Below are 23,408 nucleotides of genomic sequence, written 5' to 3'. Positions count from 1 at the left end.
TTCCTTTCAGTGTGAGTGACTGGTCAATCACTCGACGGGCGAAGAAATGCCCCGGACCGGGGCCGGGGATTTCAGTCCTTGCCGGGGTGGCGGATGCCGGCGGAGAGCAGGGCGGCCCATTCGCCGGGGTGCTCGTCCAGGCCGAGGGTGGTGATGAGGTGGCAGAGCTGGCCGTAGGCGATGAACCGCTGCACCTCGTCGTCGGACGCGCCGGAGCGCGCCCGGGCGAACTCGGTCACCTTGGCCAGCCCGCGGCGGACGGCGTCGGCGATCTCGGGGGTGTCGGCGGCCGACTGGGCGTGCACCTGGAGCATCAGCAGGTTCCGGTCGGCGATCAGGTCGGCGTAGGCGCCGCCCATCTCGTACAGGACCTTCCCCGGGTCGGCGCCCTCGACGCGGGCGGCGCCGTTCGAGAGCGCGTGGACGACGAGTTCGTAGCACCGGTCCAGTGCGGCGACGAACAGGGAAACCTTGCCGGGGAACAACTTGAAGACGTACGCGGGCGAGATGTCGGCGCGGGCGGCCACCGCGCTGATCGGCGTGCTGTGGTACCCGCCACGGGCGAACTCGGCGATGGCCGCGTCGACGACGGCGTCCCGCCGGGCGTCGGAGGTGGAGAGAGTGGCACCGCGTTTCGTCATGTGAGTGACTGTACACTCACTCTTGTTCGAGGGGCAACCCGGCGGCTGGGAGGAACTGGGGAGACTTGCCCGCGCGGTATGCTGTTAAGCAATTGCGAATGTCAGCAAGTGCGCAGGTGGAGGCGGGTCTGGTGAACGAGTTCGAGCGGAATCTCCGGCGCCGCGTCGGCGTCGTCTACCGCGAGCTCGCGGCGGCGCGGGCGGACGGCGAGGACTACGCCTCCGAGCTGCACGCGGCGAGGCTGGAAGAGCTGTTCGACCTCGCCCGGCGGCACGGTATCGACGTCGAGCCGCCGGCCGGGCCCGACGTGCCCGCCCCGCGGCAGCGGCCGTTCTGACCGGCCTCCGGGAGCGCGTCGCGCGGCCCGGGTGGCGGCACGGCAGGATCGACGCCATGCACACCATCGGACGGCGGAGCGGCTCGTGAGCAGACCGCTGTACCAGGTCAAGGCCGAGTTCTTCAAGACGCTCGGGCACCCGGCGCGGATCCGGATCCTGGAGCTGCTCAGCGAGCGCGAGCACGCGGTGTCGGAGCTGCTGCCGGAGGTCGGGATCGAGCCGGCGAACCTGTCGCAGCACCTCGCCGTGCTGCGCCGGGCCGGGCTGGTCACCGCCCGCAAGGAGGGCTCCGCCGTCCACTACTCGCTGACCAGTGCGGAGGTCGCCGAGCTGCTGGCGGTGGCCCGCAAGATCCTCACCGAGGTGCTCAGCGGCCAGCTGGAGCTGCTCGGGGACCTCCGGTCGGCCCCGGTCGCCGCGCGCCGCCCAGGGGAGTGATCCCGGCAAACGAGTGACGTTCGCCGTCCCGATGTCCCGGATGTCCGCGAATTCCCCACGAGCGGCGCGGGCGTCCGGTTACAGTCCGGCTGCGGGGTCCGCCTGGGGGCGGCCGTGGGCGACGGGAGCGCGCGATGGGGCCTGAAGTGCGGTTTCACCTGCTCGGACCACTGACCGTGACGGTCGGCGGGCAGGCGTTGCCCCTCGGTGGCGCGAAGCAGCGCGTCCTGCTGGCCCACCTGCTGCTCAACGCGAACCGGACGGTCTCGCCCGGGCAGCTGATCGACACCCTGTGGCGCCGCGAACCCCCGACGTCGGCCACCGCCAACCTGCAGACGTACGTGTGGCGGCTGCGCCGGCTGCTGCCCGACGGCGTCGTGCTGCGCACCCACGACCCGGGTTACTCGCTGGTCGTCGACCCCGGCGACGTCGACGCTCACCGGTTCACCCGGCTCGTCGGCGACGCCGCCCGTGCGGACAAGGACGGCTCGCCCGAGACGGCGCTGACGCTGCTGGCCGAGGCCGAAGCGCTGTGGCGCGGCGACCCCTTGGAAGACCTGCCGACCGCGCCCGCCTGGGACGCCGAACTCGGCCGGCTCGTCGAAAACCGGCTGGCCGCCGTCGAGGAGCGGCTGGCGCTGCAGGTGCGGCTGGGCCGGCACGACCCCGCGATCGCCGAGCTGACCGTGCTGCTGGCCGAGCACCCGTACCGCGAACGGCTCTGGCAGCAGTACCTGCTCGCGCTGGCCGGAGCGGGCCGCCGGGCCGAAGCGCTGCAGGCCTACGCGACCGCCCGCGAGCGGCTCGTCACCGAACTCGGCGTCGAACCCGGGCCGGAACTACGGGACCTGCAGGCGGCGATCCTCACCGGCGAACCGCTGCCGGGCCCGGCGCCGGTGGCACCGCTGCGGCAGCTTCCCGCCGACCTGCCCGACTTCACCGGCCGCGAGGAGTACGTCCGCGAACTTTCCGCGGCGCTCGAAGCGGGGCCGGCCCCGGTCGTGCTGACCGGTGCGCCGGGCACCGGCAAGACGGCGCTGGCCATGCACGTCGCCCACGGCCTCGCGGCCCGGTTCCCGGACGGCCAGCTCTACGTCGACCTCGCCGGCACCGGCGCGCCGCGCGACCCGGCCGAGGTGCTCGCCGACTTCCTGCACGCACTGGGCGTCACCGGGAACACCGTGCCGGCCGGCCTCGGCCAGCGGGCGGCGCTGTTCCGCTCGCGCTTGGCCGGGCGTCGCACGCTGCTGGTGCTCGACGACGCGGCGACCGCCGCGCAGGTCCGCCCGCTGCTGCCTGCCGACGCCGGCTGCGCGGTGCTGGTGACGACCCGGGGACGGCTGCCCGAGCTGGCCGGCGCGAAGCACGTCGAACTGCCCGTGTTCGGCGAGCGGGAGGCCGCGCAGCTGCTGTCCGAGCTGGCGGGAACGGACCGGGTGGCGGGCGAACCCGCCGAAGCGGCGGCGATCGTGCGGTGCTGCGGGTACCTGCCGCTGGCGATCCGCATCGCCGGCGCGCGGCTGGCCGGGCGGCAGGCGTGGAGCCTGCGCACGCTGCACGACCGGCTCGCCGACGAGTCGAGCCGGCTGAGCGAGCTGCGCGTCGGCGACCTCGGTGTCCGGCCGAGCTTCGAGCTGAGCCTGCGGCAGCTGCCGCAGGCCGCGCGGACGGCGTTCGGCCGGTCGGCCGTGCTGGGCGCGCAGGACTTCCCGAGCTGGGTGGTCGACGCGCTGCTGGACCGGGCGGACACGCACGACGTCCTCGACGTGCTCGTCGACGCCAACCTGGTTTCGCTGACCGGGCGGGATTCGAGCGGGCACCCGCGGTACCGCCTGCACGACCTGCTGCGCTGCTACGCGTCGGAACTCCTTGCGGCGGAACCACTTCCGGCCCGCCGCGAGGCGCTCGCCCGCGTGCTGTCGGTGCTGCTGGCGCTGGCGAAGACCGCGGCCGCGGGCCTGCCACCGGCGTTCGGCGCGATGACCGGGCCGACGGTGGCGGCGGGGCCCGTCCCGGACCGCCTGGTGGCCGACCCGCTGGACTGGTTCACGGCGGAGCGCAAGCTGCTGGCGGCGGCGGTCCAGCTCGCGGCGGACGCGGGCCTGGCCGAGCTGTCCTGGCAGCTGACGGCGGCCGCGGTCCCGTTCTACGACCTGCGCGGCGCGTACGACGACTGGCGACGCAGCCACCTGACGGCGTTGGCCGCGGTCGAGGCGTCGGGCAACCGCACGGGCGCCGCGGTGCTGAGCCGCGGCCTCGGCCAGGTCCGCCTCTACCACGACGAATACGAGGCGGCGGCCGTCGACATGCGGCGCTCGGCGGAGCTGTTCCTCGAACTGGGCGACGTCCGGGGCGAAGCACTGGCGGTGGCGGGGCTGGGCACGGTGGCCCGGGTCCGCGACCGCCCTCGCGAGGCCCTCGGCTTCTACCGGCGTGCCCTCGCGGGCCTGGAGCGGGCGGGCGACCCGAGCGGAGTCGCCCAGATGCGCAACTCGATCGGCTCGACGTATGCGTTGCTGGGCTCGTTCGCGGAGGCGGAGACGTGGCTGCACCGGGCGCGTGAGCTGGCCCGCGAGATCGCCGACCCGCACCGTGAGGCGAAGGTGCTGACGGAGCTGGGCACCCTCCACCGCGACACGGGACGGCTCCCGGAGTCGTTGACGTGCTTGAGGTTGGCGTTGAGCATCCTGGAGGAGCTCGACGACGAGAGGTGCAGCGCGTACGCGTTGCTGGGCATCGGCCAGACCCTGCTGGCGGCGGGCGAGCCGGTCCAGGCGCGGGGCGTCTGCGACCGGGCGTTGCGCGTGTTCCGCGAGACGGGCAACCACCAGGGCGAGACCACGGGCCTGGAGTTGCTGGAGCAGGCCCAGCGCCGCCGAACCCCCGCCCCGACAGCCCACCCCTGACCCGGACCGTCACCACCCGACCGCCCAGGCACGCCGGCCGACCCTCGGAGTACGCGACCCGACCGCCCAGGTATGCCAACCGGCCACCCGGGCACTCCACCCGACCGCCCGGGCACGCCGGCCGACCGGCGGGCTGCGCGAGCCGGAACTCGCGTGCTCAAAGCCGGAATTCGCGTGATTGAACCCGGAACTCGTGCGATCCGGGCCGTAACTCGCGTGATCCGGGAGGCATCTCCCGTGATTGGGAAGGCATCTTGCGTGATTGGAGGGGCATCACTCGTGATTGGCGGGACGACACGGTGCGGGGCGCGGGAGCACCCGCGCCCCGCACCGTGCGGTCAGTTGCTGTTGCCGGGCTTCCAGCCGAGGTAATTCGCGAAGTAGCCCTGGCGGGCGTGGCCGATGGCGCCGTTCACGCTCGTCGCCCAGACTCCGCCGCTGCCGTCGGCGATGCCGACGTGGCCGTACGACGAAATGTTCCAGAACACGAACGCGCCGCGGGGCGGGGTGCCCGTCGTGTGGCGGGCGCCGTCGGAGGAGCGCCAGTGCTCGATCGCACTCGCGTGGTGGGTCACGCGGTCCCACGCCAGGCGCACCGCCCGCTCGCAGTAGCCCTGGTACGCGGTGCTGCCGTTGCGGCTGGAGAACCAGGCGATCGCCTGGCTGGCCGTCCGCGCCGCGGCCAGGTCGGCGGCCGAATCCGTGATCACCGCGCCGGGGTCGGCGATGTCGGCGGCCGTGACGTCCGCATAGACCTCCGACGGCGCGACGGCGGCCGAAGCCACGGTCGCGCCGCCGAAGAGCAGCGCGGCCGAGAGCGCGGCCGCCTGGCAGATCCTTCGCATGGGTGTCTCCCTCAGTAGGCCGGGGCAGGCACCCCGGCGTCGACACGGAGAACCCTGCGTGCCGCCGCTACACCGCCACTACACCGCCGCTCTCGCGCGGGCGAATGACAAAAACCCCGGCGGCACCGGCACACGTGCGTGACAAATTCCGGGTAAACGCAAAAACGTCGTGGCCGGTTGGGAAGTTTTCCACCTAGTATCCGAAGCCCGACATAGGAAAGGACGAACAATGCTGAAGACCCGACGTCGTGGATTCGGCGTGGCCGCCCTGCTGGCCGGCGCACTCGCCATTGTTTTCGCGGCACCCGCCGCGGCGGCCGAAAAGACGCTCACCTACCGGGGCGGGTTCCCGCTCATCGGCGACCAGACGGTCACCGTCGTGGTCGGGGCCGACATCCCCGCGACCGCCACCGCCGGCGCCCCGATCTCGGTGCCCTTCAGCCTCGACGTCGACGCCGGCCAGTCCGCCGGCGACGGTCTCCGCCTGGTCGGCGCCACCAAGCTCACCGGCACGATCAAGTCCCAGGTCAACGTGGCCATCGGCGGCCAGTCCGTGGCCATCCCGGTCGAGCTGCCGATCCCGGAGACGCCGGTGCCCGCCGAGGGCACGCTGAAGTTCACCGCGCGCGGCCAGGTCGACTTCACCGTCCCGGCCGGCACCCCGGCCGGAGAGGCGATCAGCAGCGTCGACGCGGCCGCGAGCACGCACGTCGTCACCGACAGCGCTCTCGGCGAGTTCGACGTCGCGCTGACGCTCGACCCGCCGGACCAGGACGCTACCCTCGGCACGACGACCGTTTCCTGACCCGGGTCCCGACCGGGGCCGCCGGAATCCGTCCGGCGGCCCCCGGCCCGTGCCGGAATCCGGCGTCCCGGAACCGCCGGGATCCGCCGGAACCGCTTTCCCGCCAACGCAATCCTCCCTTGGTAGGTACCGGATCACCGTGCCGGGCGCGGAGTATTCCGTGCCACCACGTCGAATCGTCACCGGCTGGAGGAGCACTTCGTGAAAACCACCTCAGGAGTCCTCTGTGGACTCGTCGCGCTCTCGGTCGCGGTCGTCGCGCTGCCGGCCCCGGCCGCCGCGGCCGCGGCGCGGACCGACCTCGGGATCACCATGCAGGCGCAGCAGAAAGACCAGTGGTGCTGGGACGCCAGCGGCAACACGATCGCCGCCTACTGGGGCAGTTCCCTGACCCAGACCCGGTTCTGCCAGATCGCGCACAACGAATCGGGCAGCGACTGCGCCAACAACCAGGGCTACCTGTCCGACCAGCAGCGCGTGTTCCGCTACCTCGGCTTCACGAACGTCGGGACCTACAACTCGGGCGGCCAGACGCTTTCCTTCACCGGCGTCAAAAGCCAGATCGACGCCGGGAAACCGGTCGGCACCCGGATCGGCTGGCGCTCCGGCGGCGGGCACATGCACGTGCTCTACGGCTACGACAATTCCGGTCGCGCCACCCGCGTCGAATACGGCGACCCGTGGCCGAACAACAGCCGCTACAACTCGATGAACTACGACACCTACCGCTCGAACAGCGAGTTCCAGTGGACCCACACGCTGTACGGGATCGAGGGATGAGCATGCTGCGGAAAGCGATGGGCGTGGCCGTGCTGGCCGGCGCCACGATGCTCACCACCGGCACCGCCGCGAGCGCGGCGAGCGGACCCGCGGGCGCGCCGACCCCCGCGGACACCACCGCCATCGGCCAGGTCGCCGGCGGTCCGGCCACCCTCGGCCGGCTCGCCGCGACGAAGTTCCCCGGCAGCCACGCCGCGGCCGCGGCGCAGCAGGCGGCCGACCCGGAGACCCAGGTCGCGGTCTACGAACCGACGGCCGAGTTCGTCGCCGGGAAGTCGGACGTCGCCGCGGCGCTCGCCTACGTCGCGGTCCCGGCGCGGACCGGCGACGGCACCGCCGCGACCGTCTGGGCGGAGCGCCAAGGCCCCGCCTGGGCCGTCGTCAACGTCGCCTCCGGCGACTACGAGCGGCAGTACGCCCAGGCCGCGGCCGGCGGCTACCTCCTGCACGAACCGCAGGTCAACGCCTGGTACGCGGTGCACGGCGACGCCGTGACGGTCCTGGACGGCTCGGTCACCGGCCTCGCCGCCGGCACGAAGCTCTCCCTCGAGGCCTACCGCGCGGCGCTGCACGAGCGGTACGCGGACAAGCTGCCGGGCTCGGCCTACGACCGCGACGGCGCGGGCGGCGGCTACGGCGGCCGGGAACGCGCGGTGCCCACCGCGGACCCCGGTGACGTCCCCGTGCTGCCGTTCGTGCTCGGCGGCGTCCTCGTGCTGGTGGCCGGGGCGGCCGCGGTGCCGCGGCTGCGGCGGCGGTAGGACGGCGAGGGGCCGCCGGCAGGTCCGGCGGCCCCTTGGCAGCCGATCATGACCAGGTCACAATGCGCCATGCCCGTTTCGCCCGGTGCGCCGCCGGAGGCTGCGCGCCCGGGGATGAGCGCGGCCGACCTCGCGCTGGTGGAGGCGCTGCAGCGTGACCCGCGGGCGCCGTGGACGCGCGTCGCCGCCGCACTCGGCACCGACGCGACGACGGCGGCCCGCCGCTGGGAGCGGCTGCAGGCCGCCGGGCTGGCCTGGCTCACCGCCTACTCGACGCCGCCCACGACCACGGTCGGCTACGTCGACCTCGCCTGCCGCCCGGACGCGTTGAGCGCCCTGACCTGCGAACTCTGCGGCTGGCCGCCGGTGTTCAGCGTCGAGCGCACCACGAGCCGGTTTGCGCTGTTCCTCGGCCTGGCCGCCCGCGACCTCGACGCGCTGGACACGCTGGTCACCGGCCGCATCGGCACCCTGCCCGGGGTGCGGGAGGTCCGGTTCGCCGTCGCGACCCGCGTCTACCGGGAGGGCAGCGGCTGGCTGGTGGACGCGCTCGCCCCGGAGCAGCGGGCCGTGCTGGACGACACCGCCGTGCAGGCCCGGCTGGTCGTGCCGCGGCAGTGGGACGACCGGGACCTGCGCGCGCTGGTGGAGTCGCTCGGCGAGGACGGGCGGCGCAGCTACGCCGTGCTGGCGCGCGACTGCGGGATGAGCGAGTCGGCGGTGCGGCGCACCCTGGCGCGGATGCTGCGCAACCACGAGCTCGACTTCCGGTGCGACCTCGCGCACGTCCCGGCCGGCTGGCCGGTGATCGCGGGCTACCGCCTCGACGTGCGCGCGGCGGACCTCGACCGCGCCGGCGCGGCGATCGCGCAGCTGCCGGAGACCCGGCTCTCGGCCGCGGTGGTGGGGGAGGGCAACCTCGTCGTGTCGGCGTGGCTGCGGGTGCCGGGCGACTGCACGGCGTACGAGACGCGCCTGGCGGACGCCGCGCCCGGCGCGCGGGTCCTCGACCGGGCGATCACCCTGCGGATGCCGAAGCGGATGGGCCGCCTGCTCAGCCCGCACGGCCTCGGCGGCCCGCACCAGGCGATCATCCCGGCCCGCTGAACCAGGCCACGTCGACGACGGCACGCTGCCCGGCGCGGTGGCGATCGTGGCCCGGGCGCAGCGCGGGACCGGCGCACTCTTCCCGGACGGCCGAGGCCGGGGGATGGGGGCTCGGTGGACATCGCCACCACCGAGCCGTGGCACGTCCCGGGCCGGTACGGGTGGGTCGGCGGCACCGGCACGACCGCGCACGTCGTCCCCGGCCACCGGCACCGTGGCCGTCCCGCTCACCCAGGTCGGCGAGGACTCTCCCGTGCCACCGGGCCGGATGCGGGACTTCCGGCGCGCGGCGGCCGCGTAGGGTCGGGAGTGGATCTCGTACGGCGGAAGGACATGGCGGGTGGGCGAATCGAACTGGGCCGGGAACCTCACGTACGGCGCGGACGCGGTGGCGACCCCGCGGACCGTCGCCGAGGTCCAGGAAGCCGTCGCCGGCGCGACGCACGTCAAAGCTCTCGGGAGCCGGCACTGCTTCAACACGATCGCGGACTCCCCGGGCGGGCTCCTGCTGGACCTGCGCGCCCTCGAGGCCGGTGTCGAGATCGGCGACGGCACCGTGACGGTCGGCGGCTCGGCGCGCTACGGCGACTTCGCGCAGCAGCTGCACAACGCGGGCTTCGCGCTGCCGAACCTGGCGTCCCTGCCGCACATCACGGTCGCGGGCAGCGTGGCGACCGGCACCCACGGCTCCGGACGGCGGCAGCCGGGCCTCGCCGCGGCGGTCTCCGGGATCGAACTGGTCACCGCCGACGGCTCGCTGAGGACCTTCACCCGCGCCGACGCCGAGTTTGCGGGCCTGGTCGTCGGCCTCGGCGCGGCCGGCGTCGTCACCCGGCTGACCCTCGACACGGTCGCCGCCTTCGACGTCCGCCAAGACGTCTTCGACGACCTGCCCTGGGAAGCCGCGTACGGGAATTTCGACGAAATCGAAGACGCCGGCTACAGCGTCAGCATGTTCACCAACTGGGCGAACGACCACATCGACCAGGTCTGGGTCAAGAGCCGCGTCGACGACTTCACCGGGCGCCGGGAGCTGTTCGGCGCGGTTCCGGCCGACGGCCCGCGCCACCCCGCGCACGCCGCGGGCGTCCCGGCGGGCAACTGCACCCCGCAGCAAGGGGTGCCGGGCCCGTGGCACGAGCGGCTGCCGCACTTCGCGCTGGCGTTCACCCCGAGTGTCGGGGACGAGCTGCAGTCGGAGTACTTCGTGCCCTACCGCGCCGCCACCGCCGCGATCCGGGCGGTCCGCGAGATCGGGCACCTGGTGGCCCCGCTGCTGCTGGTCTCGGAGATCCGCGCGATCGCGGGGGACGACCTGTGGCTCAGCCCGTGCCACGGCGGCGAGCGGGTGGCCCTGCACTTCACCTGGCAGCCGCGGCAGGCCGAGGTGGCGGCGGTGCTGCCGGTGCTGGAGGAGCGCCTGGCCCCGTTCGGCGCCCGCCCGCACTGGGGCAAGCTCTTCCACGGCGTTCCGGGGGAGTACCCGCGGCTGGCGGAGTTCCGGGCGCTGGCGGAGCGGCTGGATCCGCGGGGCAAGTTCCGGAACCCCTTCCTGGACCGCAACGTCTTCGGGAGCTAACCCGACGGCGGGGCCGTCGTGGCGCGGACGATCAGGTGGGTGTCCAGCACCTGGGTCGTGTGCTCGTCGGCCTCGCCGTCGAGCAGGCCCAGCAGGATCGTCACCGCCGCGCGGCCCGCCGCCTCCGTCGGCATCGCGATCGTCGTCAGCGGGGGCGCCGAAATCGCCGCGAAGACCAGGTCGTCGAAGCCCACCAGGCTGATCTCGTCCGGCACCGGCACCCCGCGGGCGTTCAGCCGGGCCAGCGCGCCGAAGGCGACGAGGTCGTTGTAGGCGATGATCGCCGTCACGTCCGCCGCCAGGGCCAGGTCCGCGCCCTGGAGGCCGCCCTCGAACACCGGCGGGAACGGGCCGAACTCGACCACGTCCGTGCCGTGCTTCTCCGCGGTCTCGGCCAGGCCCTGCCGGCGCGCGCGGTTCGCCCACGACGCCCGCGGCCCGCCGAGGTAGGCGCACCGGCGGTGACCCAGCGCGGCGAGGTGCTCGATCGCCTGCCGCATCCCGTCCGCGGCGTCCAGCACGATCGAGGGGATCCCCGGCACCTGCCGGTTGAGCAGCACCAGGGTGGTCTGCCCGGCCAGCGCCCGCAGCTGGTCGTCGGTCATGCTCGGACTGCACAGCACCACGCCGTCGACCTGCTTGGCCATCCGGCGGACCAGGTTCTGCTCCATCGCCGGGTCCTCGTCGCTGTTGGCGAACAGCACCGCGATGTCGTCCTGGCGTGCGCGGGCCTGGACGCCGTTGAGCACGCCGGTGAAGAACGGGTTGCCCAGGTCGGAGACCACGATCCCGATGTGCCCGGTGCGGGCCGCGGGTCCCGGCTGCGGTGCGCCTGCCGCGTGGTAGCCCAGCTCGTGCGCCGCGGCCAGCACCCGGGTGCGGGTCTGCAGCCGGACCAGGTCCGGGGACGTGAACGCCCGCGAGACGGTCGAGATCGACACGTTGGCCCGGCGGGCGACGTCGTGAATCGTCACGGTCACGGCTACTCCTCGGCAGGCTCTCCCGCCACATCATGGAAAGTCCCCGAGTGCGTTGTCAACAAATCCTGCAAACGGGGGCGGATGGCTTGCAGCCGGTGGTGGTCTATTCCAGTAAGCGCTATCTGAAAACGCCGACGCCCATTCGGAGTATGCGGGGATCGACGATTTCGACGCCGGCGTCCTGATGATTGACACGTTTGTCGCGCACGCCCTACGGTGGCGACCGGAAGTTTCTCCCAGAGCCTGACCCATTCGTCAGTTCCGCGCGGGCGCCCCACCGGCACCCGCCGATCGGAGATCCATGTCGGGGAGCCGGAGCCGCACCGTGGCGGACCCGCCGAAGCTGGCGGTCGTCGGCACGTCCGGCTACGCCTTCAGCTACCTGCACCGCGCGCGGATCCTGCACGACGAAGGACTGGTCCGGTTCGCCGGCATGGCCGACATCCGGCCGCCGTCGGCCGCCGCCGCGGCGCTGCTGCCGCCGGGCGGCACCGCGCACGCGGGTGTCGACGACCTGCTCCGCCGCTGCCGCCCGGACGTCACCGTGGTCGCGACCCCGCCGCACGCGCACGTCCGGACCGGCGCCGCGGTGCTGCGGGCGGGCAGCGACCTGCTGCTGGAGACCCCGCCGGTGCTCGACCTCGACGGCTTCACCACGTTGTCCCGGCTGGCCGGGGAGACCGGAGCGGCCTGCCAGACCGGGTTCCAGAGCTTCGGCTCCCCGGTGCTGCCCGTCCTCCGGGCGGCGATCGCGGACGGCAGGCTCGGCACCGTGACCGGCGTCGGCGCGGCCGGGGCCTGGATCCGCACCGACGCCTACTACCGCCGGAACCCGTGGGCCGGCCGCCGCTGGCTCGACGGCGAGGCCGTCGTCGACGGCGCCCTGACCAACCCGTTCTCCCACGCCGTGGCCACCGCGCTGCTGGTCGGCGGGGTCGCCGGGCGCGACCCGGCGGAAATCGCCCTTGAGCTGTACGGCACGCGCGACATCGAGGCCGACGACACCGCGTGCCTGCGGATCCGGTTCGGGGACGGGCCCGAAATCGTCGTGGCCGCGTCGCTGTGCGCCGAACAGGACCACGAGCCCTACGTCGTGGTGCACGGTGAGCGGGCGCGCGCGAAGTTCTGGTACAAGAGCCACCGCCTCGAAATCGACGACGAGCGGTGCCACCTGGGCGAACCGGCCGACCTGCTGCGCAACCTGATCGCCCACCGCCTCGACCCGGACGGTGTGCCGCTGCTCGCGCCGCTGTCCGGCACCCGGGCGTTCGCGTCGGTGGTCGAAGCGGTGCGGGACGCGCCGTCGCCGTCGCGGATCCCGGCCGGCTGGATCCGCACCGTCGGCGAAGGGGCGAGCCGGCACCCGGTCGTCCGCGGGATCGGCGAAGAGGTCGCCGTCGCCGCGGACCGGCTGGCGCTGTTTTCGGAAATCGGCGTCCCCTGGGCGAGTGCCGCCCGGCGGCGGGCGGGCGGTCCAGCCGCCGAACGCACCGGCTGACCGCCGGTGCTCACCGCGCTCGCCGCCCGGCTGTCGGCCCGGTTCCGGTAAGCGCTTTCTCAAGCTGCCCTCAGACGAGCAAAACCGTTGCTGCACAGGGGTTATTGACCTTGACGTCCGTTGACACCGGTGTGCCGCACTGCCTACCGTGAACGCGCTGACAGCGTTTTCAGAAAAGTGCTGACCGGCTGAGGACGGAGAGTTCGATGGGGCGGACAACTGAGCGCAGGACCAAGGGGCGGGGTGCCGCCGCGCTGGCCGTGGTGGTCCCGCTGCTGCTGACCGGGGCGGCCGCCTGCGGCTCGGGCTCCGGTGGCGGCGGCGATGTGACCATCAACTTCGTTTGGTGGGGCAGCGAAGGGCGGGCGAACCTGACGAAGAAGGCCGTCGAGCTCTTCCAGCAGAAGAACCCGAAGATCAAGGTGCAGACGTCGTTCTCGGCCTACGCGGCCTACTGGGAGAAGCTGGCGACGCAGACCGCCGGGGGCAAACCGCCGGACGTGCTCAACGTCGACAGCCGCTACCTGGCCGAATACGGCGGCCGCAACGTCCTGGCCGACCTGAACTCCGGGGCGGGCAAGGCGATCTCGCTCGCCGACGTCAACCCGGAGCTGGCGGCCACCGGCGTCTACCACGGCAAGCGGTACGCGGTCCCGTGGGCGCAGAACACCCCGGCGATGATCTACGACCCGGCGGCGTTCACCGCGGCCGGTGCCGACCCGGCCAAGGGGCTGACCTGGGACCAGTACGCCGAGGCGGCCCAGAAGGCCGGCACGGCGGGGCCGGCCCGCGGGGTGACCGACTTCGGGATCCTCGACACGACGCTGGAGATCTGGCTGCGCCAGCAGGGAAAGCAGTTCTACACCGCCGAAGGCAAGCTCGGTTTCACCGGTGCCGACCTGCGCGGCTACTGGCAGCTGGCGAGCCGGTTCCGCGAGACGAAGGCCGCCTCGCCGGCCGACGTCACGGCGTCCTACAACACGTCCCCCGAGCAGTCCCCGCTGGGCAAGAAGCAGACCAGCTCGGAGTTCGCCTACGACAACCTGCTGCCGGCCTACCAGAAGGCGAACGGCAAGCCGCTGAACGTGGCGCCGTACCCGAGCGGCGCGAACGGCGAAACCGGGCAGTACCGGCGCCCGGCGATGTTCCTGGCCGTGTCCGCGCGCAGCGAGCAGCAGGAGGCCGCGGCCAAGCTGGTCGACTTCCTGGTCAACGACCCCGAGGTCGGCAAGATCGTCGGCACCGACCGCGGTCTCGCCCCGAACCTCAAGGTCCGCGCGCAGCTCGCGGGCGAGGCGAAGGGCAACGACAAGACCCTCTACGACTACGAAGCCGCGCTCGAGCCGAAGCTCGGGGCCGCGCCGCCGGTGCCGCCGAAGGGGGCCGGCGCGATCCAGAAGCTCCTCCAGCGCACGTACGAAGAGGTCGCGTTCGGCCGGATGAGCATCGACGACGCGGTCAGCCGGTTCATGACCGAAGCCCAGAAGGGACTGTCGTAGCCGATGACGACCCTGCGCACGCCGGACCCGCCGGTCGCGCCCCCGGCGTCGGCCACGCGCGTCCGGCGCCGGGACCGCCCGGCCGGGCGCCGCCGCAAGAGCCAGCCGGAGGCGTTCGCCTTCCTGACGCCATGGCTGCTCGGCGCGGTGGCGCTGACCGTCGGCCCGATGGTGGTCTCGCTGTACCTGTCGTTCACCGACTACGACCTGTTCACCGCGCCGAAGTGGGTCGGGTTCGGCAACTTCGCGCACATGTTCGCCGGCGACGACCGCTACCTGCAGTCGGTCAAGGTCACGCTGGTCTACGTGCTCGTCTCGGTGCCGCTGAAGCTGACGGTGTCGCTGCTGGTGGCGATGCTGCTCAACACCCGCCGCGGCGCCAACGGTTTCTACCGGGCGGCGTTCTACGCGCCTTCGCTGCTCGGTGCGAGCGTCGCGGCGGCGCTGGTGTGGCGGGCGCTGTTCACGGGCGGCGGCCCGGTGAACGAGGTGCTCGCGTTCTTCGGCTGGCACACCCCGAGCTGGGTCGACGACCCGCAGTTCAGCCTGGCCTCGATCGTGCTGCTGGGTGTCTGGCAGTTCGGCGCGCCGATGGTGATCTTCCTGGCCGGGCTGAAGCAGATCCCGGCGGAGCTGCACGAGGCCGCCGCGATCGACGGCGCGGGCGCGTTCCGCCGGTTCCGGCACATCACGCTGCCGATGCTGTCGCCGGTGATCTTCTTCAACCTGGTGATGGAGGCGATCCACGCCTTCCAGGCGTTCACCCCGGCCTTCGTCATCGGCGGCGGCCGCGGCGGCCCGGCCGACGCGGACCTGTTCTACACGCTGTACCTGTTCGAGGTCGGCTTCCAGGATTTCCGGATGGGCTACGCGTCGGCGATGGCGTGGGTCCTGCTGGTGGTCATCGCGATCGTGACGGCGATCGTGTTCCGGACCGCGAGGCTGTGGGTGTTCTACGACGATGCGGAGGATCGGAAGTGACGGTGCTCCCGCGCCCCGCTCGTTCGTTCGGCCGGCACGTGCTGTGCCTGGTGATCGTCGCCGTGGTGCTCTACCCGCTGGTGTGGCTGGCGTTCGCGTCGGTCAAGCCGCCGGACGAGATCCTGTCCCGGCTGGCGCTGCTGCCCACCCGGTTCGTCTTCGACGGCTACACGAAGGGCTGGGAGGGAGCGGCGGACGTCGGGTTCGGCCGGTTCTTCCTGAACTCGTTCCTGGTGGCCGGCCTGTCGGTCGCGGCGAACGTGCTGTCGTGCTCGCTGGCCGCGTTCGCCTTCGCCCGGCTGAAGTTCCGGTTCCGCGGCGCGCTGTTCGCGTTCATGATCACGACGCTGATGCTGCCCTACCACGTCACGCTGATCCCGCAGTACGTGATCTTCCAGCAGGCCGGGCTGGTCAACACGTTCGTCCCGCTGATCCTGCCGAAGCTGCTGGCCACCGAGGCGTTCTTCGTGTTCCTCATCGTCCAGTTCATGCGGGGCATCCCGCGCGAGCTCGACGAAGCGGCGATCATCGACGGCTGCTCGGTGTACCGCACGTTCTGGCACGTGGTGCTGCCGCTGTCGAAACCGGCGCTGGTGACGACGTCGATCTTCACGTTCATCTGGACGTGGAACGACTTCTTCACGCAGATGGTGTACCTGAACGACACCGAGAAGTTCACCGTGCCGCTGGGCCTGCGATTGTTCGTCGACACCAGCAGCGAGTCGAACTTCGGCGCGATGTTCGCGATGTCCGCGCTCGCGCTGGTCCCGATCGTGCTGTTCTTCCTCGCCTTCCAGCGCCTGCTGGTCGAAGGCGTCAGCACCAGCGGCCTGAAGGGGTGACGGCGATGCGGTCGACGGCGTGGCGCACCGGGCTCGGCGACTTCTCGGACTGCCTGCTGGCCGGGCTGCTGGTCGCGCTGGCGTCGGTGCCGGTGGTGACGGCGGCCCCGGCGCTGGTGGCGGGCTGCCGGGTCCTGGACCGGACCCGGCACGGCGTGGGAAGTCCACTGTGGACGACCTTCTGGGCCGGCTTCCGCTCGGCGGCTCGCGGCGGGGTGGGTTTCGGGCTCGGGTGCGTCGCGGCGGTGGTGCTGTTCGCGGTGGACCTGGAGGTGGTGGCTTCGATGCCGGGTGCGGAGGTGCTGCGGCCGGCGTTGTGGGTGCTCGCGGTGGCGGGCGTGGTGGTGGCGGTCCGGACGTGCGAGGTGGTGGCCACCGGCGCCCCGGGCGGCTCGACGGGAAGCGGTGCCGGGCGGGTGCCGGTCTGGCGCCGGGGGTTCGCGACAGCGGCGCGAGAAACCGCCGCCGGCCCCAAGAACGCCCTGCTCCTCGCCGCCGCCGTCGGTCTTGCCGTGCTGCTCGTCTGGATGCTGCCGGTCCTCGCCCTCGTGGTGGCCGGGCCGCTCGCCCTGGCCGCGGTGGCCACCGGCGGCCGCCGATGACGCCGGCGGTGGTCGTCTTCGGCATGGCCGGCTACGCGGGCCGGCACCTTCGGCGCGCCCGCGCGCTGCACGACCGCGGTGAGCTCGTCCTCGCGGGCGCGTGCGACATCCGCGAACCGCCGGAAGAAGCCCGCGCCCTGCTGCCCGAGGGCGCGGTCCTCGCCCGGGACGCGGCGGAGCTGCTGGCCGCCACGACGCCGGACGTCGCCGTCGTGGCGACCCCGCCGCACACGCACCTGCCCCTGGCCAAGCTCGCCCTCGCCGCGGGCTGCCACCTGCTCGTCGAAAAACCGCCGGTGCTCGACCTCGCGGCCTTCGCCGAACTCACCGGGCTGGCCCGCGGCCGCGCCTGCCAGACCGGGTTCCAGAGCTTCGGCTCCGCGGCCGTCCCGGTCGTGCGGGCCGCGATCGACGACGGCGAAATCGGCGCGGTCACCGGGATCGCCGCCGCCGGGGCGTGGATCCGGCGCGACCGGTACTTCGCCCGCACCGAATGGGCGGGCCGCCGCCGGGTGGGCGGCCGTCCGGTGGTGGACGGGGCGCTGACCAACCCGTTCGCCCACGCCGTGGCGACCGCCCTGCTGGTCAACGGCACCGCCGAAGACCTGCCGGAGCGGACCGTCGTCGAGCTCTACCGGGCGCGGGACATCGAGTCCGACGACACCGCCTGCGCCCGGCTGAGCTTCACCGGTGCACCGGACGTCGTCGTCGCGGCCACGCTCGCCGCCGAGGCCGACCACGACCCGTACGTGCTGGTCCACGGCACGAACGGGCGGATCCGCTGGCACTACAAGACCGATCTGGTGACCGTCGGCGGCGAAGAGCGCACGGTCGCCGGTCCCCGTGACCTGCTGGCCAACCTCGTCGCCCACGTCCGCGACGGCGAGCCGCTGCTGGCCCCGCTGGCCGCCACCCGCGCCTTCACCGCCCTGGTGGAGGCGGTCCGCGACGCGCCCGAACCCCGGCCGCTGCCCGGCGCCTGGGTCCGGGCCGTGGGCACCGGGCCCGAACGGCACTTCGTCGTGCCGGGCGTCGACCGGGCCGTCGACACCGCGGCCGAGCGGCTCGCGCTCTTCTCCGAACTCGCCCTGCCCTGGACCGGCGCCGGAACGCGCGCCCGAACGAGATGAGGTGATGGCGGTGCGTCGCCACGCGATCGTCGGCCTGGGCTCCCGGGCCCAGCTGTTCGCCCGGGCACTGGCCACGTCGCCGCGGGCGGAGCTCGCGGCCTTCTGCGACCGCAACGAGACCCGCATGCGGGTCCACAACGGCTGGCTCGGCACGGACGTCCCCGGCTACCGGCCGGCGGACTTCGGCGCCATGCTGGCGAAGGAGCGCATCGACGTCGTCGTGGTCTGCACGCCGGACCACACGCACGCCGACTACGTCGTCGCCGCCCTCGAAGCCGGCTGTGACGTCGTCACGGAGAAGCCGATGACGACCGACGTCGATGGCGCGCGGCGGATCCTCGCGGCCCGGCGCGAGACCGGCCGCTCGGTGCGGGTCACCTTCAACTACCGGTACAACCCGGTGCACCGCCGGGTGCGTGCGCTGCTCGCCGCCGGCGCGATCGGCGAGATCGGCTCGGTCGAGTTCAGCTGGCTGCTCGACACCGCGCACGGCGCCGACTACTTCCGCCGCTGGCACCGGGACAAGGCGAACTCCGGCGGGCTGCTCGTGCACAAGTCCGGCCACCACTTCGACCTGGTCAACTGGTGGCTCGGCCGCGGCCCCGAGACGGTGTTCGCGCTGGGCAAGCTGTTCTTCTACGGCGACAAGACCGGGCACCGCGGCGACCGGTTCGCGCTGGACCTCGCAGCGTCACCCAAGCTGCGCGCGCTCTACCTCGAGGCCGCGCGGGAGGACGGCTACGTCCGGAACCAGGACGTGTTCGCGCCCGGCGTCACCATCGAAGACGACCTGTCGGTGCTCGTGCGCCACCACGGCGGGGCGGTGCTGAACTACCACCTCCACGCGTATTCGCCGCGGGAGGGCTACCGCGTCGCGTTCTCCGGCAGCGAAGGGCGGCTGGAGCTGGACGTCCGGGAGAACGAGTACGCGGCAGGCGCCGAGCCGAGGCCGGAGCCGGGGCGCGCCCGGCTGACCCTGCAACGGCATTGGGAACCGCCGGAAACCGTCTTCGACGGGCTCCTCGGCGAGGGACACGGCGGCGGCGACGAGCGGATGCTCGCCGAGCTGCTCGGCGACGCCGAACCGGACGCGCTCGGCTGCGCGGCCGACCACGACGCCGGCCTGCAGGCCCTGCTGACCGGGCTGGCGGCGAACCGGTCGCTGGCCACCGGCCGTCCGGTCGCGGTGACCGAGCTGCTCGGCGAGATCGGGGAACCGGGGTGAGCCGGGCGGCCGTGGGCGACCTGGCGCTGGAGCCGGCCGGGGCGGACGACGGCCGGGTGCGGGTCCGCCTCGGCGAGGTCGTCCTGGCCGAGTACGTGGTCTCGCCGCCGACACCGGCCGCGGACTCGCCGAAGCCGTACCTGCACCCGCTGCGCACCACCGCGGGGGAGACCGTGACCGCGGTCCGCCCGCACGACCACACCTGGCACAACGGCCTGCAGTTCACCATGGCCCACCTTTCGGGCGAGAACTTCTGGGGCGGGCGCACCTACGTGCGTGGCCGCGGCTACACCCCGCTCGACAACAACGGCACCATCGGCCACGTCCGCTGGGAGCACGTCGACAGCGCGGCCGGCCACTGCGAACTCCGGCACGAGCTGGCCTGGCGCACCGCGGCCGGCCGCCGCTGGCTCACCGAACACCGCACGCTGCGCTTCGGCGACGTCTCGGCCGAGGGCGGGCACTGGACGCTCACCTGGACCAGCCGGCTGCGCAACACCAGCGGCCACCAGCTGCGCTGGGGGAGCCCGGTCACCGAAGGACGGGACACCGCCGGCTACGGCGGGCTGTTCTGGCGCGGGCCGCGCTCGTTCGTCGGGGGCACGGTCCGGACGTCGGACGGGAAGCCCGCGGCCGACGCCATGGGGCACCGGGCGCCGTGGCTGGCCTTCACCGGACGGCACGACGAAAGCCTGCGGACCTCGACGCTGCTGTTCGCCGACAGCCCGGCGAACCCGGCCCACCCGACGGCCTGGTACGTCCGGGCCGAGCCGTTCCCCGTGGTCAGCTTCGCCGCCACCTACCACCGGCCGTGGCTGCTCGAGCCGGACGCGGAGCTGGCGCTGACCCACCACGTCGTCGTCATCGACGGCGCACCGGACCCCGCCCGGCTGTCCGAGCTCGCGGCCCGGGCGGCCGACCGAAGGAGCCACTGTGCCAATGGTTGCTGATCCGACCACAGCCGCGGCCGAACGCCTTGGTGGCAACGGCTGCTTTCCGCGCGGGGGACGGTCTGCTTTCGGCCGGATCGGCACCGTGCGCTGGAAGGCTTTCGCGGGGTGCGTCGCCCTGCTCGGGCTCACGCTCACGCTCACCGCGGCACCGGCCCAAGCCCACGGCCGCGACCCCGGGCGGGTCGTGCTCGGCGCGCACGACGGCTGGGCCGCCGCGACCACGGGAACCACCGGCGGCGCGGCCGCGGCTCCCGCGGACGTCCGCACGGTGAGCAGGCGCTCCGAGCTCGCGGCGGCGCTGGCGGCGCACCCGGGCGCGCCCAAGATCGTGTACGTCCGGGGCACGATCGAGGGCAACGTGGACGCCGCCGACCGGCCGGCGAGCTGTGAAAGTTTCGCCGATCCCGCGTACCGCCTTCCGGCGTACCTGGCCGCCTACGACCCGGCAACGTGGGGGAGAGTGCCGCCGTCCGGGCCGCTGGAAGAAGCCCGGGAGCGGTCGCAGGCCAACCAGGCCAAGCAGGTCGTGCTCGACGTCGGCCCGAACACGACGATCGTCGGGCTCGGCGGGCAGGCCACCCTGCACGGGCTGACCCTGCGCGTCACCGGGGACAACGTCATCCTGCGGAACCTGCACTTCGCCGACGCCCACGACTGCTTCCCCCAGTGGGATCCCCTCGACACCGCCGACGGCAACTGGAACTCCGAGTACGACAACCTCGACCTGGTCGGCGCCACGCACGTCTGGGTGGACCACAACGAGTTCAGCGACGGCGGGAACGACGAACAGCCCACGTACTTCGGCCGCAAGTACGAGGTCCACGACGGGCTGCTCGACATCGTCAACGGCTCGGACCTGGTCACGGTGTCCTACAACCGGCTGCACGACCACGACAAGACCATGCTGATCGGCAACACCGACAGGCCCACCTACGACGTCGGCAAGCTGCGCGTCACCCTGCACCACAACCTGTTTTCCGAGATCGGCCAGCGCGCGCCACGGGTGCGCTACGGCCAGGTGCACGTCTACGACAACCTCTATTCGGTCGCGGATCCCGCCGCCTACACGTATTCCCTCGGCGTGGGCGTGGAATCCCGGATCCACGCGGAGAACAACTTCTTCCGGATCCCGGCCGGGCTGCCGCTGGGGCAGCTGGTGCACTACTGGAAGGGCACCGTGCTGCACGCGACCGGCACGCTGGTCGCCCAAGGTGACCAGTGGCCGCGCGCGGTCGACCTGCTCGCCGAATACAACGCGGCGAACGATCCCGATCTCGGTGCGGACGTGGGCTGGACGCCGTCCCTCGTCGAACGCCTCGATCCGGCGTGGGCTGTTCCGGCGCTGGTGCTCGCCGGCGCCGGCCCCGGTCGCTGACAACTCCGACAGTTTCGAGTTCCGGACGGTGTTTTCTGAAACGCGCCACCGTCGGCGACCATCCGGGCGACATGCCCGCCGCTGCGGCGAACGACATTGACACGCCATGGCGAGCCCTCGAAACTCGGGGCTAGAAAGCGCTTTCACAACCCGGTCGGACGTTTCCGTCAGCGCCGATTGAACGCACGAGACCAGGGAGTGACGAATGGTTCCCCCAGCGATGTCCCGGATCACCTGGGTGGTGGCGGTCGCCGCGCTCGCCGTTTCGGCGGCGGTCGGCACCGGCGCCACCGCGTCGGCGGCCTCGTGGCCGACGCCGAGTTCCAGCGTGCCGGTGGGCGCGACGATCAAGGTCGCCGGCGGCACCTACGACGGCGGGCTCAAGCGGTTCTACGGCACCGGCGACCTCGGCAGCGGTGGCCAGGGCGAAGGCCAGAGCCCGATCTTCCAGCTCGCCAACGGCACCACCCTGAAGAACGTCGTCCTGGGCAGCCCCGCCGCCGACGGCGTGCACTGCCTCGGCACCTGCACGCTGCTCAACGTCTGGTGGGAGGACGTCGGCGAGGACGCCGCGACCTTCAAGGGCACCGCCGCCTCGCAGACGATGACCATCGACGGCGGCGGCGCGCGCAAGGCCTCGGACAAGGTGTTCCAGCACAACGGCCCCGGCACCATGTACATCCGCAATTTCCAGGTCGACGACTTCGGCAAGCTGTACCGCTCCTGCGGCAACTGCAAGACGCAGTACAAGCGCAACGTCGTCGCGGACAACGTCACCGCCACCGTGCCCGGCAAGGCGCTGGTCGGCATCAACACCAACTACGGCGACACCGCGAAGCTGACCCGGATCACCATCGTCGGCGACTCCGGCCGCAAGATCGAGCCCTGTCAGAAGTACCAGGGCGTGACCAGCGGCGAGCCGACGAAGATCGGCAGCGGCCCGGATTCGACGAACTGCCTCTACACCGCCGCCAACATCACCTACAGGTAGGGGCGCCATGTTCAGCACAGTGCTCGTCGCGTCGGTGCTCGTTTCGCTGGCCGCACCGCCGGCCGGGGTGGCGGAGGCGAACGTCGTCGTCGCCAAGGACGGTTCCGGGAACTACTCGACGGTGCAGGCCGGGATCAACGCGGTTTCCGCCGGTGGCACCGTTTCCATCAAGCCCGGGACCTACCGTGAAGTGGTCTCGGTGCCGTCGGGCAAGACCGGGATCACCGTGCGCGGCACCACCGGGAAGGCCGCCGACGTCGTCATCGACTACGACAACGCCAGCGGGACCAAGAAGCCCGACGGCTCGACGTACGGGACGTCCGGCAGCGCGACGGCGACGATCGCCGCGAACGGCTTCACCGCCACCGCGCTGACCTTCCGCAACTCCTTCGACCGGGGCGCCCACCCGGAGATCAAGGACACCCAGGCCGTCGCGGTCAAGACCACCGGCGACCGGATGGTCTTCGACAACGTCACCTTCCTCGGCCACCAGGACACCCTGTACGCCGACACCGCGGCCGTCGGCACGATCGGCCGCCAGTACTACCGCAACTGCGCCATCAGCGGCGACGTCGACTTCCTCTTCGGCCGCGCCACCGCGGTGTTCGACCGGGCGACGATCACCGCGCTCGACCGCGGTTCCAGCAGCAACAACGGCTTCCTGACCGCGGCCAGCACCCGCCGGTCGAACCCGTACGGTTTCCTGGTCGTCGGCAGCAAGGTGCTCAGCTCGGCGGCCAACGCCAGTTTCCACCTCGGGCGCCCGTGGCACCCGAGCGGGGACGTCGACGCCATCGCCCAGGTCCTGTTCCGCGAGACGTCGTTGCCGGCGGCGATCAAGCCGGCGCCGTGGACCGACATGTCGGGCTTCTCGTGGAAGGACGCCCGGTTCACCGAGTACCGCAACACCGGCCCGGGTGCGGGCACCGGCGCCGACCGGCCGCAGCTGCCCGCCGCGCAGGCCGGCAACTACACCGCGCAGAAGTACCTCGCCGGCAGTGACGGGTGGAACCCCGTGCACTGACACCGTCGTGGGGGGGTTTGGGGGGTGGGTGGCCGCGGTGCACACAAGACACGACCCCGCGGGGCCCGAGAGCCGCCCGCCCGCCCGGGGGGGGCGCGGCCCCCGGC

22 protein-coding genes are annotated in these 23,408 nt (G+C 72.8%); 19 read left to right on the top strand and 3 right to left on the bottom strand.

Annotation, left to right across the window (positions count from 1 at the left end; genetic code table 11):
- Window positions 1-71: 71 nt before the first annotated feature.
- Window positions 72-641, bottom strand: a complete 570-nt coding sequence (locus tag ACWEGE_RS37470; protein ID WP_449665221.1) for a TetR/AcrR family transcriptional regulator — start codon at window positions 639-641, stop codon at window positions 72-74.
- A 98-nt stretch (window positions 642-739) separates the two neighbouring features.
- Here ACWEGE_RS37470 and ACWEGE_RS37465 point away from each other — a divergent pair, with 98 nt between their 5' ends.
- The 3 genes from ACWEGE_RS37465 to ACWEGE_RS37455 all read left to right on the top strand — a co-directional run bounded on the left by ACWEGE_RS37465 (window position 740) and on the right by ACWEGE_RS37455 (window position 4,324).
- On the top strand, window positions 740-979 hold the full coding sequence (locus ACWEGE_RS37465) for a hypothetical protein (RefSeq protein ID WP_449665220.1): 240 nt from the start codon (window positions 740-742) through the stop codon (window positions 977-979).
- A gap of 85 nt (window positions 980-1,064) precedes the next feature.
- Window positions 1,065-1,418: an ArsR/SmtB family transcription factor gene (locus ACWEGE_RS37460; protein ID WP_449665219.1), complete on the top strand. Its 354-nt coding sequence runs from the start codon at window positions 1,065-1,067 to the stop codon at window positions 1,416-1,418.
- 134 nt (window positions 1,419-1,552) lie between these two features.
- The gene (locus ACWEGE_RS37455) at window positions 1,553-4,324 is read left to right on the top strand and encodes a BTAD domain-containing putative transcriptional regulator (RefSeq protein WP_449665218.1); all 2,772 of its coding nucleotides are present in this window, start codon (window positions 1,553-1,555) and stop codon (window positions 4,322-4,324) included.
- A gap of 338 nt (window positions 4,325-4,662) precedes the next feature.
- Here ACWEGE_RS37455 and ACWEGE_RS37450 read toward each other — a convergent pair whose 3' ends face one another.
- Window positions 4,663-5,169 (bottom strand): hypothetical protein, encoded by a 507-nt coding sequence (locus ACWEGE_RS37450; RefSeq protein ID WP_449665217.1) that lies wholly within the window; start codon window positions 5,167-5,169, stop codon window positions 4,663-4,665.
- A 229-nt stretch (window positions 5,170-5,398) separates the two neighbouring features.
- Between ACWEGE_RS37450 and ACWEGE_RS37445 the strand changes: the two genes are divergently transcribed.
- The 5 genes from ACWEGE_RS37445 (at window position 5,399) to ACWEGE_RS37425 (ending at window position 10,201) form a co-directional block, all read left to right on the top strand.
- Complete coding sequence (locus ACWEGE_RS37445; protein WP_449665216.1) at window positions 5,399-5,974, top strand: DUF6801 domain-containing protein; 576 nt, start codon at window positions 5,399-5,401, stop codon at window positions 5,972-5,974.
- A gap of 201 nt (window positions 5,975-6,175) precedes the next feature.
- Window positions 6,176-6,754, top strand: coding sequence for a papain-like cysteine protease family protein (locus tag ACWEGE_RS37440; protein ID WP_449665215.1), 579 nt, complete (start codon window positions 6,176-6,178; stop codon window positions 6,752-6,754).
- On the top strand, window positions 6,751-7,515 hold the full coding sequence (locus tag ACWEGE_RS37435; protein ID WP_449665214.1) for a hypothetical protein: 765 nt from the start codon (window positions 6,751-6,753) through the stop codon (window positions 7,513-7,515). The genes ACWEGE_RS37440 and ACWEGE_RS37435 overlap by 4 nt, the downstream gene beginning before the upstream one ends.
- A gap of 48 nt (window positions 7,516-7,563) precedes the next feature.
- Window positions 7,564-8,622, top strand: coding sequence for an Lrp/AsnC family transcriptional regulator (locus tag ACWEGE_RS37430; RefSeq protein WP_449665213.1), 1,059 nt, complete (start codon window positions 7,564-7,566; stop codon window positions 8,620-8,622).
- Between the two features lie 340 nt (window positions 8,623-8,962).
- Window positions 8,963-10,201: an FAD-binding protein gene (locus ACWEGE_RS37425; protein WP_449665212.1), complete on the top strand. Its 1,239-nt coding sequence runs from the start codon at window positions 8,963-8,965 to the stop codon at window positions 10,199-10,201.
- On the opposite strand, the gene ACWEGE_RS37420 is transcribed toward ACWEGE_RS37425, so the two are convergent.
- Entirely contained in the window at window positions 10,198-11,181 is a 984-nt protein-coding gene (locus ACWEGE_RS37420; RefSeq protein ID WP_449665211.1) for a LacI family DNA-binding transcriptional regulator, read from the bottom strand. The two genes, ACWEGE_RS37425 and ACWEGE_RS37420, sit on opposite strands and share 4 nt — an antisense overlap.
- A 301-nt stretch (window positions 11,182-11,482) precedes the next feature.
- On the opposite strand from ACWEGE_RS37420, the gene ACWEGE_RS37415 reads away from it, so the two are divergent.
- The 11 genes from ACWEGE_RS37415 (at window position 11,483) to ACWEGE_RS37365 (ending at window position 23,301) form a co-directional block, all read left to right on the top strand.
- Window positions 11,483-12,679: a Gfo/Idh/MocA family protein gene (locus ACWEGE_RS37415; protein WP_449665210.1), complete on the top strand. Its 1,197-nt coding sequence runs from the start codon at window positions 11,483-11,485 to the stop codon at window positions 12,677-12,679.
- Window positions 12,680-12,885: 206 nt separating this feature from the next.
- On the top strand, window positions 12,886-14,178 hold the full coding sequence (locus ACWEGE_RS37410; protein ID WP_449665209.1) for an ABC transporter substrate-binding protein: 1,293 nt from the start codon (window positions 12,886-12,888) through the stop codon (window positions 14,176-14,178).
- Between the two features lie 3 nt (window positions 14,179-14,181).
- Window positions 14,182-15,159: a carbohydrate ABC transporter permease gene (locus ACWEGE_RS37405; RefSeq protein ID WP_449665208.1), complete on the top strand. Its 978-nt coding sequence runs from the start codon at window positions 14,182-14,184 to the stop codon at window positions 15,157-15,159.
- A complete protein-coding gene (locus ACWEGE_RS37400) occupies window positions 15,156-16,001 on the top strand; it encodes a carbohydrate ABC transporter permease (protein ID WP_449665207.1) in 846 nt (281 codons plus the stop codon). The genes ACWEGE_RS37405 and ACWEGE_RS37400 overlap by 4 nt, the downstream gene beginning before the upstream one ends.
- A gap of 5 nt (window positions 16,002-16,006) precedes the next feature.
- Window positions 16,007-16,603: a DUF624 domain-containing protein gene (locus ACWEGE_RS37395; protein WP_449665206.1), complete on the top strand. Its 597-nt coding sequence runs from the start codon at window positions 16,007-16,009 to the stop codon at window positions 16,601-16,603.
- Window positions 16,600-17,733 carry a Gfo/Idh/MocA family protein gene (locus tag ACWEGE_RS37390; RefSeq protein WP_449665205.1) on the top strand — a complete coding sequence of 378 codons (1,134 nt, stop codon included), beginning with the start codon at window positions 16,600-16,602 and terminating at the stop codon, window positions 17,731-17,733. The genes ACWEGE_RS37395 and ACWEGE_RS37390 overlap by 4 nt, the downstream gene beginning before the upstream one ends.
- A gap of 4 nt (window positions 17,734-17,737) precedes the next feature.
- Window positions 17,738-18,958, top strand: coding sequence for a Gfo/Idh/MocA family protein (locus ACWEGE_RS37385; protein WP_449665204.1), 1,221 nt, complete (start codon window positions 17,738-17,740; stop codon window positions 18,956-18,958).
- Window positions 18,955-19,908 (top strand): DUF6807 domain-containing protein, encoded by a 954-nt coding sequence (locus ACWEGE_RS37380; protein WP_449665203.1) that lies wholly within the window; start codon window positions 18,955-18,957, stop codon window positions 19,906-19,908. The genes ACWEGE_RS37385 and ACWEGE_RS37380 overlap by 4 nt, the downstream gene beginning before the upstream one ends.
- Before the next feature lie 85 nt (window positions 19,909-19,993).
- A complete protein-coding gene (locus ACWEGE_RS37375) occupies window positions 19,994-21,286 on the top strand; it encodes a pectate lyase family protein (RefSeq protein ID WP_449665202.1) in 1,293 nt (430 codons plus the stop codon).
- A gap of 220 nt (window positions 21,287-21,506) precedes the next feature.
- A complete protein-coding gene (locus tag ACWEGE_RS37370; RefSeq protein WP_449665279.1) occupies window positions 21,507-22,277 on the top strand; it encodes a pectate lyase in 771 nt (256 codons plus the stop codon).
- Between the two features lie 7 nt (window positions 22,278-22,284).
- Window positions 22,285-23,301 carry a pectinesterase family protein gene (locus tag ACWEGE_RS37365; RefSeq protein ID WP_449665201.1) on the top strand — a complete coding sequence of 339 codons (1,017 nt, stop codon included), beginning with the start codon at window positions 22,285-22,287 and terminating at the stop codon, window positions 23,299-23,301.
- The last annotated feature ends 107 nt before the right edge of the window (window positions 23,302-23,408 follow it).

It is taken from the genome of Amycolatopsis sp. NPDC004747 (genome assembly GCF_053601335.1).
The sequence above is the reverse complement of the archived record's forward strand: the minus strand, read 5'-3'. Positions and strand labels throughout refer to the sequence as shown.

Excerpts from the sequence above, each read along its gene's own strand:
- ACWEGE_RS37430 (WP_449665213.1), top strand. The coding sequence starts at position 7,564 with ATGACCAGGTCACAATGCGCCATGCCCGTTTCGCCCGGTGCGCCGCCG.
- ACWEGE_RS37365 (WP_449665201.1), top strand. The coding sequence starts at position 22,285 with ATGTTCAGCACAGTGCTCGTCGCGTCGGTGCTCGTTTCGCTGGCCGCA.
- ACWEGE_RS37370 (WP_449665279.1), top strand. The coding sequence starts at position 21,507 with ATGTCCCGGATCACCTGGGTGGTGGCGGTCGCCGCGCTCGCCGTTTCG.
- ACWEGE_RS37435 (WP_449665214.1), top strand. The coding sequence starts at position 6,751 with ATGAGCATGCTGCGGAAAGCGATGGGCGTGGCCGTGCTGGCCGGCGCC.
- ACWEGE_RS37390 (WP_449665205.1), top strand. The coding sequence starts at position 16,600 with ATGACGCCGGCGGTGGTCGTCTTCGGCATGGCCGGCTACGCGGGCCGG.
- ACWEGE_RS37385 (WP_449665204.1), top strand. The coding sequence starts at position 17,738 with ATGGCGGTGCGTCGCCACGCGATCGTCGGCCTGGGCTCCCGGGCCCAG.
- ACWEGE_RS37410 (WP_449665209.1), top strand. The coding sequence starts at position 12,886 with ATGGGGCGGACAACTGAGCGCAGGACCAAGGGGCGGGGTGCCGCCGCG.
- ACWEGE_RS37465 (WP_449665220.1), top strand. The coding sequence starts at position 740 with ATGTCAGCAAGTGCGCAGGTGGAGGCGGGTCTGGTGAACGAGTTCGAG.
- ACWEGE_RS37405 (WP_449665208.1), top strand. The coding sequence starts at position 14,182 with ATGACGACCCTGCGCACGCCGGACCCGCCGGTCGCGCCCCCGGCGTCG.
- ACWEGE_RS37470 (WP_449665221.1), bottom strand. The coding sequence starts at position 641 with ATGACGAAACGCGGTGCCACTCTCTCCACCTCCGACGCCCGGCGGGAC.
- ACWEGE_RS37445 (WP_449665216.1), top strand. The coding sequence starts at position 5,399 with ATGCTGAAGACCCGACGTCGTGGATTCGGCGTGGCCGCCCTGCTGGCC.
- ACWEGE_RS37450 (WP_449665217.1), bottom strand. The coding sequence starts at position 5,169 with ATGCGAAGGATCTGCCAGGCGGCCGCGCTCTCGGCCGCGCTGCTCTTC.
- ACWEGE_RS37415 (WP_449665210.1), top strand. The coding sequence starts at position 11,483 with ATGTCGGGGAGCCGGAGCCGCACCGTGGCGGACCCGCCGAAGCTGGCG.
- ACWEGE_RS37395 (WP_449665206.1), top strand. The coding sequence starts at position 16,007 with ATGCGGTCGACGGCGTGGCGCACCGGGCTCGGCGACTTCTCGGACTGC.
- ACWEGE_RS37455 (WP_449665218.1), top strand. The coding sequence starts at position 1,553 with ATGGGGCCTGAAGTGCGGTTTCACCTGCTCGGACCACTGACCGTGACG.